This is a genomic window from Bacillus cereus group sp. N8 (assembly GCF_016483685.1).
GTDB lineage: Bacteria > Bacillota > Bacilli > Bacillales > Bacillaceae_G > Bacillus_A > Bacillus_A proteolyticus.
In genome coordinates this window covers 1-15,841 of sequence record NZ_JAEHBK010000056.1, presented here as the reverse complement: position 1 = coordinate 15,841, position 15,841 = coordinate 1, and the positions used below count along the sequence as shown (strand labels likewise).

Below are 15,841 nucleotides of genomic sequence, written 5' to 3'. Positions count from 1 at the left end.
AAGAGAATAGTAACGTGCTTTCACCTTCAAGAATAGTCTAAATCCTTAAGTTGATGGATGTGGGGTAGCACCACATCGCCATCAAGCTAAGGTTTTGAAGTAACCCCTAAACGAAAATTTTCATTCTCAACAGGTAGTTACTCTGAGGAGTCAGCTCATTTTTTTCGTTTTGGGGGCGTTTATTTTTCTTAAGTTGTTGGGCATGTGGTACTGCTCCTTTTAATTTTTATAACATGTAATTGCTCCAGGCTGATTTCAACAATAATCTTCTAATATATGTTTCTCCATAACTAGACTCCTTATGTGAAAATTTATCACTACTAGCCCAAACAACATTTATCTCAAATCATATGCCGACTTACAGTTTGATACGTAAATAATACAACTGGTTCCTTTCAGTTCCAATTGCTTACCTCCTTCTGAATTAACTCTCGATGTTAATTAGAAATATAACGAATTGTTTTTCCAACCGACTTTCTTACATACAATCCTTAAGATTAACTTCCTGTACTAGTGAATGCACTTAATCCATATTTCCAGAAACGATAAGAAATGAAACATAGTATGATAGCAACGAGTGGTGTACACAAAGATACCCATTTATACCCCTTATCGAAGAAAAAGGCAGCTGGATAAAAGGATGTGAAACTGTAAGGAATAATAAACGTTAAGATAAATGCGATAACTTTATTATAAATTGTAATCGGATACCGCGAAAAATCACTTAAATTGAATACTGCTGATACAACAGGGAGACTATCTGTCATCCAAAAAGAAAATGTTATAAAAAATAAATTTAATGCAACAAAGATAAGACCACTTGAAATAATCATTATGATGAGTATTAGTACATTTCCCAATGAAATTGCAATATCTAGATTACTAATGGAATAATAAAGAACCATTCCCCCTATTATTAGTTGCCCTATTCCATCTTGTTGAACACGCTCCGCTATAATTTGGAACAGCGGGTTAATAGGACGGATTAGCAAACGATCTAAATTTCCTGTCCGAATGTATTGCCATCCAATCGTCCATAAATTATCAAAGAAAATGTGATGGATTGCCCTTCCTGCAAACGCAATACCGTAGATTAAGAGAATTTGATAAAAGTTCCACCCTTTCAAAGTCTCAATATGATCAAATACCACTTTTAAAAAAAAGATAGCGGCAAATTGTTGAATGAAGACTGAAGAAATTCCTATTAAAAAGTCTACTTTATATTCCATCATAACTTTTAAGTGTTGCTTAAAATAGACAATGTATAAGAATGAGTATCGTTTAAGAGTTTGCAACAATTCAATCACCCCCCAAATATTGTGATTTTTCGGATTGCTAAAGTCCATAAAAATCTAACAAGTACTGTAATAAAGATTAACCATATGAATTGTGTCACAATTGCCGTATAAGCCTGGGTACCTGAAATAGAACCTGTATAAATAGAAACAGGTATATAGACCATAGACTGAAAAGGCAAAAACATACTAATTTCTTGAAACCATTGTGGATAAAGCGATAATGGGACAAGTGCTCCGGAACAAAATTGAAGAACAGACTCTCGTAGAAGTCGAAGTCCCCATATATTAACAGTCCAAAAAGCTAATATACCAATAATAAGATCTAGTTGAGTTCCAATTAAAATCCCTAAAACTACACTTACCGTAAATAATAGAAAAGACTCTATTGATTGTGGTAGTTGAATTCCTACAAACCAGACGGCAAACAGTAGCATAGGGAACGTTGTACGCATAGAATTAGAAATTTTTTGCCCTATATCCATCGCTACAAGTTTATCTAACAAATGATATGGCTTCATAAGTTCCAATGCTATATCACCTTGTTTAATCATTCTCGCTAAATTGATTCCTACTCCAGATACGTATTGTTCCAATAACAAAGCTATAACCATATAAGTTAGCATATTAGATAGTGAAAGTGCTCCAACAGTCTCTTTATTCTCGTATACAGCAGTCCAAAAATAATACAACGTACATAATTTAACGATAATTGCAAATGTACCCGCCCAATACCACGCTGCATATGAGGTATCTAGCTTTATCTGCACTTTAAGCATTTCCCAATATTTCCTCAAGGGATTCCTCACCTCCATGCTGATAAAGATCTTTAATAATTGTCTCTAATTTAGGGTTTGAAATCGTCAAATCTGATATTTTATTGTGCCTTGCAAGTTCGGAAAGCACAAATTCCGATGAAACTGTCTTTGTGTGAAAACTTAACTCTACGCGAGATTCATTTTCTGCTTCATTCTTCTGTACCACTATGTAATTTTGTAATGATACAGGAATCTCAAACATTGTGTGCTCTTCTAATTCTAAAGATAGGATGCGGTTATAAGAAAAACGATCTTTTAGATCTTGTAAGTCCCCATCATAAATAATAGATCCTTTATCAATAATAATAATTCGCTGGCAAAGCTCTTCTATGTCCTGCATATCATGAGTAGTTAATACAACTGTTGCGTCCAATTTCTTATTCATTTCCTTAATAAAACTACGTATTTTTTCCTTTACATCAATATCTAAACCAATTGTAGGTTCATCTAGGAATACAACAGAAGGTTGATGAAGAAAAGCAGCAGCCAACTCACAACGCATTTTTTGTCCGAGTGATAGCTGACGAACAGGTAATGGCATTAAAGTTCCGAGATCCAGTACATCTTCAAATAAATGCAACATTTCCTGATATTTTGTTTCTGGAATCTCATAAACATGTTTTAATAGTTCGAAAGACTCCCGCACCGGTATATCCCAAGCAAGTTGTGTCCGTTGTCCAAAAACAGCTCCAATATTTTTAGCATTTTCCTGCCTATTTTTGTATGGAATAATTCCATTTACCTTAATTTCACCAGTGTCTGGAGTTAAAATTCCACACAGCATCTTAATAGTGGTTGACTTTCCAGCACCGTTGAATCCGATATATCCAACCATTTCTCCTTTTTTAACAGAAAAAGCAATCGGTTGCACTGCCTGCTTATCATAATATTTCCGTTTTATTAAAGCTTTTATTGCACCCATTAAACCTGGCTTTCGCTCTAAAATCTTATAGCTTTTCGTAACATTCTTTACTTCAATCATTTATAAATCCCCTACTTCCCCTTTTACAAATATTAGCCGTTATACAGCTAAAGTATGATAGCAATTAAATAAATTCCTTCACCCTACTACACCTGCCTCCCATAAAATAAAGATTAATTGTAGATTATAAACTAACATTCCTTTTTGCGAAAGCGTTTGCATCAATGGAAACTAGTATAATTTTACAGGAGCATTTAAATATAATCAACAGATTTAAGTGTGTGGAAACAAACCACACGCAAAGACCTTTTTTCCTTGGCGGGACCCCATGCCTATCAAGTTAAAAATATTCACTATGCCCAAGTATAAAAAAACGTTATTCTTTCTAAACAAGATTATTAGAAAGGATAACGTTTTCTTGTATTTGAAGGTATTAAAATCTCTTTAGTTAAGGCATGTATGGTGACCCTATATGGATGAAATAAAAAAAAGCTAGCATTTTGCTAGCTTTTACATTATTTTGAAGTAAGTGCAACTAAAACATCTACTGGATAGTCAACGGAGGTTTTCACTTTATATTCTGTCGGACTTGTAAGACCCTTAAATTCCTCACCAAGTTGACCAAAAAGATTATCCCAAACACCATTTTGTTCAGACATCCATTTTTGTAATTTTCCCCCTGGAATAACTGAATATGTTGCTACCTGTTGATATAATGCAGTTCTATATTGATCATATGCATAATCAGTCTTTGGATTAAAGTCAAATGTTTTTGTAACTGTATTTTCTGAATTTAAAGTAATACCATAACCAAAACTTGCAGTTAATGATTGATTTACTTTTGCAACCCCCTCAAGACCTACTTCCATCCCAATTGTATAAGATAATCCTACAGTTACATTATGCGAAATACCACTTGTAACTGCTTTGCTCCAATGATAACCTGAATTTTTATCTACTATATTTGAATCAATTAATTTCCAATTTACTTCTTTTTTCAATTTAGTATCTTCTAAAATTGGATCAGTTTTAGGAATTGCTATTGTATATAATACGTCTCCTTTGTTACCTTTTTTTTCATATTCTTCTCCAACATTAAGCCAAGTACCATCAGCTTTTAAAATCTTATGTTTAGAATTAGCATCTATTTTCAATCCATAAACTCTTGCTCCATTACTTTTAGCAACAACATCTACATATACATAATCAATTAACTTTCCATCTTCTGTAGACACATGCCATTCATTAGGGAATTCTTCATAAGGACCTGTAGGAATGTAAGGAAGTTGCGTACCATTTTTAGCAACCTGAGCTGCCGTCATAGGTGCTTTTCCTTCTTGAGCACTAATTACTACTGGAGCACTTCCTACGTTTGTGGTATTAGTATCCGCTGAAGAAAATCCTGGTGCTACAAATAAAGCTGTACTTAATACAAATGCTGCGGGAATTATTTTTTTTATACGATTCATGATATATCTCCTATTCTTTCAGTGTTTCTATAAGATTACAAAAATGAAATTATACTGTACATTGCTTATACTTTTACTGTGAAATAAAGTTAAATTACCTTTGATATATTCATCTTATTATAAATATCTTTCAAATTACTTTCATAAATGTTACAAAAGTCTTTCATAGATTTTAAAGGAATTGAAATTTCTAAAATACACTTACCAAACTCAAATTATAGTATTTACTCCCAGGATGATTCTTGAACCCAATAGTCGTTTTCATTTTACTTTATGACATAAATAACTTTTGCCATGTGTAAATGTATTTGTTGTTGGTTATTCACTTATGCATCAAACCATAGGTGAATATGTCTAGCTATAATATGTTGTTCTAACAAGATTTTATAAAAATGAAGGAGTAAAATGTTTATGTAATTCTTCAGCAAATAATTGTAGTTTATTTTGAATCGAAAGATTCATAAAAAACGGTATTCTTTCTAATCTAGCTTGTTTAGAAAGAATACCATTTTATGGTACTTGGGGTATTTGCTTTTCTTAGCTCGATGGTGATGTATGGTGACCCCATATAGAAGGTTTCTTCATTATGTACGAAGTAGATTTTTAATTTTTAGAATATTAATATTGTTTAGGGTCCGTATATGTATTATTATAAATGATGGTATATCAGTAAATTTTTGTCACAGATTCTATTCAATCTCTAAAAATATGATTCTCGGAGGCGTTGTTGTGCGTAATAAATGGAAAACCGGGCTAATGAGTACGCTTCTTGCCTGTACTACCTTCACATCTGTAGCATTTGCAGCGGAAAAACCAGTCGATCAACCCAAATGGGAGGAATGGTTAAACGGACATGCAAAAATATTAAATGAAGCAAATTCCCAAACAACAGAAGATTTATCATTTCTAAAAGAGGCCGTACAGGACAAGCGTATTGTTGTACTTGGCGAAAGTACGCATGGTGCGAAGGAAATGAATCAATCCAAAATACGTATGATCAAGTACTTACATGAGGAAATGGGATATGATGTGATTGCATTTGAATCAGGATTTGCAGAAGCAAGTACGGTTCAACAAAATTTTGATAACCTAACCGCTACTGAAGCGATGAAACAATCTTTATACGGTGTATGGCAAACAGAGGAAGTTGAACAATTGTTTACCTATATGAAAGAACAAAAAGAAAAAGGAAAGCCACTAACATTAGCTGGTTTTGATATGAATTTGTTTTATAGATCTTCATTCCACTCGTATGCGAAAGACTGGTTGCAAAAACTAAGTCCTGAAGTGGCATCTGAATTTGATGCAGCAGTAACAGAGTTGATTAAACTGGATAAGTATTACAATGGTTATGAAGGTACATATCCCTATGATCAATATAAAATAGAAATACAACCTGTTATCAACAAGTTTGAAAATGTGGGAACTTTTATTCAGAATCATAAAGCTGAATTGACTCAAGTTGCACCTCACCCTACGTATGATGTGAATTTCCTTGAGAAATCAATCAATATACGGATTGATGCGATTAAAACACATCTAGATGCTTATATGAAATTTAGAGGTGGCATCTTCTCTACTAATGTTAGAGACTACGCTGATTATATCCGAGATCAAAAAATGGCTCAAAACCTAGCATGGCTCACTGAAATGCAATATAAAAACAAAAAAATTATTGTATGGGGACATAATTATCATATTCGGAAACAAAATTCGAAAATGATATTAGACTATACGAAGTGGCAGCAATACAATTTGGTAGGCCCTAATATGATGGATTATCTTCCGCAGCGTATTAAAAATCAAATGTACACAATTGGACTGTTTGCGTATAGTGGGAGCAGCTGGAACTCTGAAATTGACGAAATTGTTCCTGTACATACCGAACATGAAGAACAAAGTGTAGAAAAAATAATAAGCACCGTTGGAAGTCCAAATGTCTTTGTAAACTTAAAAGGAGAAAGTAATCGACCAGAAACGTCATGGATGTTTACCCCAACTGCAGCAAGTTACTGGGGGGACAAAAAGCGAGAAGAAATCATGATTCCTATCGAACAATATGATGGCATTTTATGGTTAGAAAAGACTTCGCCTTCTGTTCTTAAATAAAAGAGAGAGCGTCCTTACATATTAAGGATGCTCTTTTTCTTGTCATGATTGTACGTAAACAACATTCGATTGGATTCATTTCCTATAGAAAATACTAACAATCAAACAATATATTCATTATGGGGGAGCGTCACACCGCCATCAAGCTAAGAAAATACAACTACTCCCAGAGCGGAATTTTGTGCATTATGCTCGTTTTTATTATTTTGAAGTAACCCGTTCTTTTTAGCTTGATAATGATGGGATGTACGCTAATTAGACAAGTTACAAATACAATTGACAGAAAAATGGATATTTAATATAATAATTTTAATATTATGTTTACTTAATTTAAAGAGGTGTTATATGTTTAAAAATAAAAAAGGAATTCGACTTGGTTTGTGGTTATTTGTCTCTTTATCTGTAATTCAGTTTACTATTGGCTATATAGAAGGATATTATAAAGCCTCTACAGGTAATGAATTATTAATTTCAGAAACATGGAAAACAGTATTATTAGATGTTCCTGAAGGAATACTTGTTATTTTAGGAGCAATCGCTTTATATCAATTTACAAAAAAAATACCAGGAAAAAAGGCCTCTGTATAGAGTTTTTTTCTGGTTGTTATTTTGAGTACCATCCCATGGCTATTAAGCTAACATTTTGAAGTGCCACCATAACGAAAATTTATTCTGTTCATTTCTGGCAATCTTTATGTGAGTTAAGGGTGCAGGTTAGCCGAAGAAAAGAAAAGATTTCCACGAGGGTTATGGAGTATTAAGTGATGAGAGAACGAGGGGGATTTTGAATGACACTACATATTAGTAAAGAATTAAATAATAACGATAAACAATATATTGACGATGAACTTTACAGGTTCAATTTAAAGCATTTCCCAAAAGATTTGGGAGGTAGATATGAAGAAATCAATTTATTCCTTAAGGATGAAAAGGGCAAGGTTCGTGGTGGAATACTAAGTGCGGTATGTTGGAATTGGCTGGAGATTTATACTGTTATATTAGATGAGGACATTCGACACTCTGGGTATGGGACTAAATTATTATTAGAGCTAGAGAAAATTGCTTTAGATAAAAAGTGCGATTTCATAAAAGTAGATACCTTAAGTTTTCAAGCGTTAGATTTTTATAAAAAGAATGGTTATCAAGTGTTTGGCAGTATAGATAATGTAGGAAGAGACTTTGAGCATTATTATTTAAAAAAAGACTTGAAAGTTAAATCATAGTTGATATACAAAGGGTGCAATAGTTTAAAGTAAATGGGTCTTTGGTGAAAATGGGACGCTGGGGTAGTCCTTTTTTCTTGTTCAATAAACTCGTTAGCATCTCTGGAATAAGGGGTCACCCTACATGCCCATTAACGTTATCCTTTCTAAGCAAGCCAAATTAGAACGGATGACGTTTTTTCATGAATCTCTCGATTCAAGGTGAACTACATACGCGTAAAAGGCGAAAAAGAAAAAGAAAAAGCAAAAGGGATACAAATACATACAAAACTATAAAAAAACGGCAAGCGGATATCACCAGCTTGCCGTTTTTTTATAGCCCAATACATACTCATCAATTAAAGGAGTTATTATTTTAACCTCATATTAAGACTTTATTCCCAAAACTCTTCTTTAAGAAGAGTTTTTTATATTTTATATACCGCTATTTCACTTCGTCTTCATAAACTAAAAAACTTAAATTATACTCTTGCAATTTCTCAAACAATACTTCTCCATCGATTTTTAATAAATTCAAATGAATATTAAACGGTATATATCCAGCACGTTTATTTACTCGATACAATCGTTGTCCCTTTGCTGGTATAGAAGCGATATATCGATCCTCAATTTCCTCTTCCATTACAATCCCTAAAAACCTTTGCCCTTGGATTCCATAAGGTAAAAGGCCGAATATATCCTTCAAAGCGATTTTTACAGGATATTTAGGATTGTTAATAATCGTAATATATTCCATTTCTAAAATAACGGCCGGTTTCCTCGCAATAATCTTTTGAATGGTTTTCCAAAGTGCAACTAATACAACTAATGCAAGAACTGCAAATAAAATTCCTATTATAAAATTAAGCTCTTCTAATAAAAATGCAAGTGTTACTATAAATAGAAACATCGCTTCTACTGCTAATATTAAAAGTAATACACCTACTACTTTTACCTTTGATTCATAAACATAATATTTCTCCATATGATTCTCCCTATTAATCCACTTTAACATTTCAATATATCAGTCGTTGTAATACATAATAAATTTTTTTCTCATTGCCCCTTGTTAGCTAATACTTTGCGAAATTACAAATCTATTTTTATTAAAATGATTACTTCTCCTTCTCAAATATAGGAGCTGTATGTACTCATTCTTTGTTGCGCTTCTCTAAAAATCCTAATTTTGTATGTTATAAGTGATAATTTATTAAATATATATTAACATATTTTTCCGAATTCCAATTTAATTACCTAAAAAAAGTTTTATCGCTTCTAATTGAATTTTATGACTACATTCATCACAACAATATGCCCCTTTCGTTTCCTCTTTAAATCGCTTATATTTTTCACTTCCTTCGTATATTCGGAATATATTTTTACACGAAAAGCAAACAACCTCATAAAACATCATATGCATTTTCCTCTCCGTGTTTATACACTTTTTTTAATAACTTGAGAAGATCAGCTTTCTAGGGGTACGGAAACGATTCGAGGGATGAGGGGCAACTCTGGGATTTAATTACAAATATAAAAAACTTTATTCAAGTTCTTTTAATCTACGATATAGAGCGGCCTGACTCACTCCTGTAATCTGACATATTTCCTTTATTGTTTTATTGGTATGTTTTCGTAATTCAATTGCATGGTTCATGCCAGGATGTTTATCTGTGTATTTCTTCACTCTTCCTCTATATACTCCTTTTTGTTTTGCTAGCTTTATTCCCGCATGTTGTTTTTCTTTAATCATTTCACGATCTAATTCACTGAAGGCAGCCATGACGGTTAAGAAGAACTTGCCCGTTGGAGTTCTTGTATCAATTCCTAAATTTAAAATTGCAAAGTGAACATCCTTTTCCCGAAGTTGTTCTACTAACTGGGGTATCGCCAGCATTTTTGAAAAAACCCACGCTAAGCAAAAAATACAATAAGCTGCCCATATGGACAGCTCATTTACATAATTATCGTTAGCGGAAGTCATTTTAAAATTCTATGTGTCGATTTTTTCTTTGCCCTTACGGATAAACCACCATATCAAAGCCACAAATAGCACGAAAAGCGGTATTATTTGAATAAAGAAAAATCCTTTCCAAAAATAAAGTGGATTATTATATGTAAATTCTGTTGCCGCCTCATTTGTATAAGAAACAAACGAACCTACCAAACAAGAAATTGGAATTGTGAGTAGATTTATCGCTAAACAGATCATTATCAATGATAGATTTTTAGCCTTAATTTTTGGTGAAACAGACATGAAAAATAAAAATATTGAAGTACCGGATATAAGAAAAAATGGTATTACATAAAAAATTAACATAATATCCCTCCATGATTTTGATTGTACCATCAGCAAAGACAATTTTGTGCAAATTTGCATGAATAGGGGTCACCATACATAGCCATCAACTTAAGAACTCATAATACCCCCAAAATAACAAAATTATCTCATTACAGTTGTCTATGGGAATTTAGTTCATTTTGGGGGTTTTGGAGAACAAAAAATTTCTTAACTTGATGGCAATGGGGTGGGCTCCCTTTTTAACTTAGGGGTAATTTATATCGTATTTAGCAATTATTCATTACATAATGCAAATGATTGTTTACATTATGTTAGTAATCATTTACAATTACAGTAATTGTAAATGAGGAAAGGGAAATTATGATGCTAGAAAACAGAGTTAGAGAATTACGAGCACGATTTAGATGGACTCAGCAAGACTTGGCCGATGCAATTGGGGTCACAAGGCAGACAATTGGATTAATAGAAAAAGGTGATTATTCTCCATCTGTCACTATGGCGTTAAAAATAGCTGCTGTATTTCAAGTTACCGTAGAAGAGGTTTTTTATTTAAAGGGGGAGGAACGATTATGATAAAACAGGTTTTAAGATCTCCACTTATAGGGGCCAGTATATTGGTGTTGATTATTGCATTTTTACTATTTTCTCTTATGAATACACAAGTCATTTTAGCTAAGTTATGTTTCGGGATTTTAGTGACGGTTACTTTTTTATGGATCATTCTCACAAGGATTTATAACCGAAAGAATCCTTATGATAAGATTAGATTATTTGGTTTTATACCATCTGAATTTCGTGAAATAGATGAAGGGCAGCAGTGGGTAACCTATAAGGCTTGCCGAAGTGTGTATATTTACTATAGCATTGCGCTTCCAGTAACGGCAGGGATTTGCTTCCTCTTTTCTCAACATAATTTTGTTCCATTATTGTGCATTGGTTTACTAGGTGCAGGTCAATACATTGTCTATTGGTTAACTACTATTCTTATTTTAAATCGTATTTAACAAAGGGGATGAAACAATATGGTGGAGTGGGCTCAAAATGCGGGTGCATTATGGCAATATGTAGTGTTATTTCTTTTAGCTTTTGCCCCATGGATGGATGTATCAATCGTTGTACCACTTGGTATCGCATGGGGATTACAACCATTTGCAGTAGGAGTAACAGCATTTGCAGGAAATTTTATCTTGGTTCTATTACTCGGTTTTTTCTTTAAACAGTATGCAAAATGGCAAGCAGCAAGAAAACTAAAAAAAGGTATAACAACACCTTCTAAAAAAGAAACCCGATCAAGAAAAATATGGGAACGATATGGTATTCCAGGTTTGGCTCTTCTAGCTCCAATTCTCGTAGGAACTGATATTGCAGCCGTATTAGCTTTAACATTTGGATCTAACCGGACACACGTCATAAGTTGGATGACGATCAGTCTAGCAGTATGGACAGTCATTTTTACAGTTGCTGCGATGTATGGGCTTAGCTTTTTAAATATTATTTAGGAGTAGTACATTAGAATTGGCAATTTCAGAAGAAAAAAAGAAGACTTTGTTACTACAAGGTTTAAAAGTTTGTATCAAAGTTGGAACGGCGTTTAAAGATATTCTTGTTCTTCAGATAACATATGGTTCCATTCCTTATTAATAATTTCATAAAAAATGCCGCCTACTAAGCTTTAATGTAGGGGGCATTTTTTTATTATCTTCATTCGCTTTATTTAGTTTGTTTGAGAAGGGGTATTATCCCCTGTATCCTTTTTAAATTCAAAGTATGCATCTAAAATGTCTCTACCAATCATTGAATTAATTCCACCTTTATCATCATATACCCATGGTACAACAACAGAAAATGCGACTTCCGGGTTATCATATGGAGCATATCCTGCTAAAGTTAAATTATAACAACGGATTCTTTTCCCTTGTTCATCTCTACCAACAGGATCATCTCCTCCATAAACTGTTTGTGCTGTTCCTGTTTTACCAGCCGGTTTATAAGAAGCTTTTTGGAAATAATGCACACCTGTTCCATCACCTTCTTGAAATACTCTTCTGAAACCTTCTTGTACTCTATCAATATATTCTTTTTTCATATCTACACGGTTCAATACAACTGGCTCCATGGATTGTACAACTTTTCCAATCTCTTCTTCTTTCACTGTATGCTCTCGAATTTCTTGCACAATCTGTGGTTTCATTCGATATCCCCCATTTGCAATAGTAGATATGTATTGTGCTAACTGCAATGGTGAATACGTATCATACTGTCCAATAGCTAAATCTAGTAAGAAACCTGGCTGATAATTTTCTTTACTCATTTGTCCAATATCTTCATTTGGTAAATCTATACCTGTTGGAACACCTAAACCAAATTGTCCAAAATAATATCTCATTTTATCAAATGTAGCTGCTGTAATATTTAATGATCTATTAGGTACATAATTTATGCCTGCAATTTTTAAAGCTGTATTGAACATGTAAACATTTGATGAAACTTGTAACGCTCGTAGGTCATCAATACTTCCAAAATCCTTCCAAGATTTTTTGGGTTTTGTTCCTTTAAAATGCATTGGTGCATCATGAAAATATGTTCCTGGCGTTATGGAACCTGTCTCAAATCCTGTTAAAAGTGTAGCTCCTTTTACGGTAGATCCAAGCTCATAAGAGCTAGTCAATGTACCTAAAGCATAATCTTCTACTTTTATATTCCCATCTTTTTTCACTAATTTTTTTCCAGCCATGGATAAAAGTTGACCTGTTTTTGGATCCATCATTACAACAAACGCTCGGTCTAATAGTGGTTCTGAACCTTTAAACTCTTTTAAACGCTTTTCAATAATCTCTTCAACCTGCTTCTGTAATTTCATATTGATTGTTAATGTTAAATTTTTTCCGTTCTTCCCGTTGGAAATCATTTCTGTTTGAGTAATATTTTTTTCTTTGTCAGTAATATTTCGAACTTCAGCTTTTTCTCCATGTAATACGTCTTCATATCGTTGTTCAATATAACTTTTTCCAATGCGATCATTACGATTGTAACCACGCACTAAATAAGAGTCTAAATTTTCTTTTGGAAGCCCTTCTTCAGCACTTGTAATATTTCCTAATACCGAACGGAATAAATCCCCATTTACATAATTACGATCCCAGTCTGTTGTTGCATCTACCCCTGGGAATCTTTCTAAATTCTCACTTATTATTGCGTATTCTTTCTCGGTTGCGTTCTTTTTTATAACTTGAGGTGTCATTTGATATCCTGAACTCATTTTACTTTTAATAGCTAATACTTTTAGGTCTTCTGGCGTTAATTTACTTAGTTCTTCATCAGTGACACGTTCTCGTCTCAATTTTTCTATTTTATTATCAAACCCTTTTCCCTCAATATTTTTTGCTATAAGTTTTTCTTCGTCTTGTTTCGTTATTTTTTTTTGGGCCTGTTCTTTATTCATTTGCATCCAAAAATCTTTTCTATCTGTTTCAGTTAATTTATTTATATCTTCTTCGGATATTTCAATTATATTTGAAAGGTCTTTAGCTACTTTCAGAATATCATCGGATTGTATACCTTTCATTCTTGTGTACGTTATGACACGAATAGCGTTATTGTTAACAACCTTTTCACCTTCTCGATCAAAAATCTGTCCACGTGGAACGGGGACACTAATGGTTTCGTTTTCTTGTTTTTCAACTATATTTTTATAAGATTCTCCATCAACGAGTTGTACTTTTCCTAACTGAAGAATAATAGTTGAAAATAGTAAAAACACACAAAAAAACAGTGTGTTTAATCTAAAAGTAACTTTATCTTTCTTTGTTTTATTGGGCTTTCCTTTGCTCATGTAAACCTCCGCTTTAATAATATTAAATCCAATACTTTTACTTAAAATATATTAAATAATATATAAGGATAAGTAAAGTTAAATAAATTTAAAGAATTTCTAAAGTATTACCTGATTTTATTAATATATATTTTTTAAAAAAGAGAGCACTTATACATGCAATCAACTTAAGAAACTTTGATACCCCTAAAATACATCTCATCACTTCAAAAGGTACACCTTTTGGAACTATAAAAATCACATAAAGTATTAGTTCCAAAACCTCAAAAATTCATTTTTGAAATGCATCTTAAAAACTGACACCTTTACAAACAGGTGCTAAACTGGTGATTTATTTGAGGGAAAACAAGCATGTACCGAAAGGTATTAATATTTTAAGAACGTTCCTAAAATAGATTTTTAATGTTTTGGAATTCTATGTTTTCATTAATTCGGTATTGGTAGTGTACGTGCTTCTTATGTATTCATGCGGGTTTTTATAATTTTTGTTCTGGAATTATGATACAATTTAATTATTATAATTTATTAATAAAAAAGGATATTCATGATTGATCTAGGGGGAGATTTTTAATTGAACAAGAAATACATATCTATTGGTTTATTAGCAGCTCTTATCATCATGTTTTTTTGGAACAACAAATCGGATTATTATGGAGAGTATAGTGCAGATGGTCAACCTCGGTATAGTATTAAAATTATGGATAACGACCAAGCAAAATTGAACATAAACAATCAAGTTTACACCGTAAACTATAAAGAAAAGCACGGTCGTTTAGAGGTGGCTCAAGATGATGTATACCATATCTATAATGAAGGAATCACAGAGGTATATTTCGAACCCCAAAAAGACAACACTCTTTCGTATAGCGTAGTGCAAGGTGGGAAAGAAATGGAGCTTGCTACTTATAAAAAGATCGAAGGTAGCAATGGAGATAGCGGCCAACCTAGTGTATTTTGGTTAACTGTTAAAAATATATTTTACGGGTTCATTATCTTTGGTGTGATGATGGCAATTATTTGGTCTGTCTTTTCATATATACAGAAAAAGAACGAAAGTCAATAATGGAACTGTTTATAAAAAAGTCAGTTATCCTTTAGCGTACGAAATTCGCGAAATGTTGGTACTATCCCTTATTGGGGTACAGCCGAGATACATGTAAAAACAGGTCATAGCCTTACTTGCATTTCCAATTATGGGTTTAAAATAAAGTTTGATTAAATAATCAATAAATAAGACAAAAAGGAATCCTTATAAAAAGGGTTCCTTTTTATCTTACATTAATATGATTCTATTTTAGATTTTTTCATTAGCTGATAAATTAAAATATCTAGCTCCTGGCTAACGTGAATTACTTTCTTGTGACTAAACCCGTATTTTATAACCAACTGAATCAATTCTTCTTTTCGCTTTTCTATCGTATCATTTAAAGTCTTTATATCCACTTTTAGTTAAAAACTCCCTTGTCGCTTTACTCTTATTTGAAAACATACTTAAATAAACAAAAAAAAAAATAAGATTGGAGAATTCCATCTTATCTTTAAAACATGGGGTAAATAAAATTGATAACCATCATATTTTTATTATATACTATTTTTAGTTAATTTGGTGTATTAATCCCATATTTAACATTTATATCTATATGAGGTACCGCCAGCATTTCGGAAAAACCCCACGCTAAGAGCATGCAAGATTTTATGCAAAAAATCGGGAGACATAGGGAACTATGGGGAGGCCAAAAGGCACACCAAAATAGGAATGTATAAAAAAATGCATAGATCCATCGAACAAAAAAGGAGGTTCCCTTATGAGAGTAGGGGGTTCCTCCTTGTCCTTGCTACCAATAATATTGCGTTATGTTAACTTTCTATGAATATCATATTCAACCAAAATTACC

General features: G+C 32.7%; 16 protein-coding genes and 1 pseudogene. 7 read left to right on the top strand and 10 right to left on the bottom strand.

The annotated features are described in order from the left end of the window. Positions 1-497: 497 nt before the first annotated feature. From JDS80_RS28955 to JDS80_RS28940, 4 genes are all read right to left on the bottom strand, one after another. Positions 498-1,298 carry an ABC transporter permease gene (locus JDS80_RS28955; protein ID WP_000942196.1) on the bottom strand — a complete coding sequence of 267 codons (801 nt, stop codon included), beginning with the start codon at positions 1,296-1,298 and terminating at the stop codon, positions 498-500. Positions 1,299-1,303: 5 nt separating this feature from the next. Next, positions 1,304-2,092 carry an ABC transporter permease gene (locus JDS80_RS28950; protein WP_199640642.1) on the bottom strand — a complete coding sequence of 263 codons (789 nt, stop codon included), beginning with the start codon at positions 2,090-2,092 and terminating at the stop codon, positions 1,304-1,306. Continuing rightward, positions 2,067-3,095 carry an ABC transporter ATP-binding protein gene (locus JDS80_RS28945; RefSeq protein ID WP_098888900.1) on the bottom strand — a complete coding sequence of 343 codons (1,029 nt, stop codon included), beginning with the start codon at positions 3,093-3,095 and terminating at the stop codon, positions 2,067-2,069. Before JDS80_RS28945 ends, JDS80_RS28950 begins: the two co-directional genes overlap by 26 nt. A gap of 455 nt (positions 3,096-3,550) precedes the next feature. After that, complete coding sequence (locus tag JDS80_RS28940; RefSeq protein ID WP_071744311.1) at positions 3,551-4,504, bottom strand: hypothetical protein; 954 nt, start codon at positions 4,502-4,504, stop codon at positions 3,551-3,553. Between the two features lie 729 nt (positions 4,505-5,233). Here JDS80_RS28940 and JDS80_RS28935 point away from each other — a divergent pair. The 3 genes from JDS80_RS28935 to JDS80_RS28925 all read left to right on the top strand — a co-directional run bounded on the left by JDS80_RS28935 (position 5,234) and on the right by JDS80_RS28925 (position 7,836). Beyond that, positions 5,234-6,613 carry an erythromycin esterase family protein gene (locus JDS80_RS28935; RefSeq protein ID WP_199640641.1) on the top strand — a complete coding sequence of 460 codons (1,380 nt, stop codon included), beginning with the start codon at positions 5,234-5,236 and terminating at the stop codon, positions 6,611-6,613. A gap of 345 nt (positions 6,614-6,958) precedes the next feature. Continuing rightward, on the top strand, positions 6,959-7,201 hold the full coding sequence (locus tag JDS80_RS28930; RefSeq protein ID WP_025149299.1) for a DUF3937 family protein: 243 nt from the start codon (positions 6,959-6,961) through the stop codon (positions 7,199-7,201). 200 nt (positions 7,202-7,401) lie between these two features. Beyond that, a complete protein-coding gene (locus tag JDS80_RS28925) occupies positions 7,402-7,836 on the top strand; it encodes a GNAT family N-acetyltransferase (RefSeq protein ID WP_097835900.1) in 435 nt (144 codons plus the stop codon). Positions 7,837-8,260: 424 nt separating this feature from the next. On the opposite strand, the gene JDS80_RS28920 is transcribed toward JDS80_RS28925, so the two are convergent. The 4 genes and pseudogenes from JDS80_RS28920 to JDS80_RS28905 form a co-directional block, all read right to left on the bottom strand. Continuing rightward, positions 8,261-8,800: an STM3941 family protein gene (locus JDS80_RS28920; RefSeq protein ID WP_098888898.1), complete on the bottom strand. Its 540-nt coding sequence runs from the start codon at positions 8,798-8,800 to the stop codon at positions 8,261-8,263. Positions 8,801-9,061: 261 nt separating this feature from the next. Then, a complete protein-coding gene (locus JDS80_RS28915) occupies positions 9,062-9,235 on the bottom strand; it encodes a DUF2197 domain-containing protein (protein ID WP_098888897.1) in 174 nt (57 codons plus the stop codon). Between the two features lie 120 nt (positions 9,236-9,355). Next, positions 9,356-9,694 (bottom strand): annotated as a pseudogene (locus JDS80_RS28910) (recombinase family protein); the annotation flags it as partial. A 111-nt stretch (positions 9,695-9,805) separates the two neighbouring features. After that, entirely contained in the window at positions 9,806-10,132 is a 327-nt protein-coding gene (locus JDS80_RS28905; RefSeq protein WP_199640639.1) for a hypothetical protein, read from the bottom strand. Positions 10,133-10,474: 342 nt separating this feature from the next. On the opposite strand from JDS80_RS28905, the gene JDS80_RS28900 reads away from it, so the two are divergent. From JDS80_RS28900 to JDS80_RS28890, 3 genes are read left to right on the top strand one after another with little or no spacing between them, the layout of a single operon-like run. Beyond that, complete coding sequence (locus tag JDS80_RS28900; RefSeq protein WP_000979036.1) at positions 10,475-10,687, top strand: helix-turn-helix transcriptional regulator; 213 nt, start codon at positions 10,475-10,477, stop codon at positions 10,685-10,687. After that, entirely contained in the window at positions 10,684-11,118 is a 435-nt protein-coding gene (locus tag JDS80_RS28895; RefSeq protein WP_199640638.1) for a hypothetical protein, read from the top strand. Before JDS80_RS28900 ends, JDS80_RS28895 begins: the two co-directional genes overlap by 4 nt. Positions 11,119-11,136: 18 nt before the next feature. Beyond that, positions 11,137-11,613, top strand: a complete 477-nt coding sequence (locus JDS80_RS28890; protein WP_199640637.1) for a small multi-drug export protein — start codon at positions 11,137-11,139, stop codon at positions 11,611-11,613. A gap of 215 nt (positions 11,614-11,828) precedes the next feature. Here the strand turns inward: JDS80_RS28890 and JDS80_RS28885 are convergent, their stop codons facing one another. Next, entirely contained in the window at positions 11,829-13,946 is a 2,118-nt protein-coding gene (locus JDS80_RS28885; protein WP_199640636.1) for a peptidoglycan D,D-transpeptidase FtsI family protein, read from the bottom strand. A 571-nt stretch (positions 13,947-14,517) separates the two neighbouring features. Here JDS80_RS28885 and JDS80_RS28880 point away from each other — a divergent pair. Beyond that, positions 14,518-15,009: a hypothetical protein gene (locus tag JDS80_RS28880; protein ID WP_199640635.1), complete on the top strand. Its 492-nt coding sequence runs from the start codon at positions 14,518-14,520 to the stop codon at positions 15,007-15,009. Positions 15,010-15,224: 215 nt separating this feature from the next. Here JDS80_RS28880 and JDS80_RS28875 read toward each other — a convergent pair whose 3' ends face one another. Further along, positions 15,225-15,389 carry a Spo0E family sporulation regulatory protein-aspartic acid phosphatase gene (locus tag JDS80_RS28875; RefSeq protein WP_199640634.1) on the bottom strand — a complete coding sequence of 55 codons (165 nt, stop codon included), beginning with the start codon at positions 15,387-15,389 and terminating at the stop codon, positions 15,225-15,227. Positions 15,390-15,841: the final 452 nt, after the last annotated feature.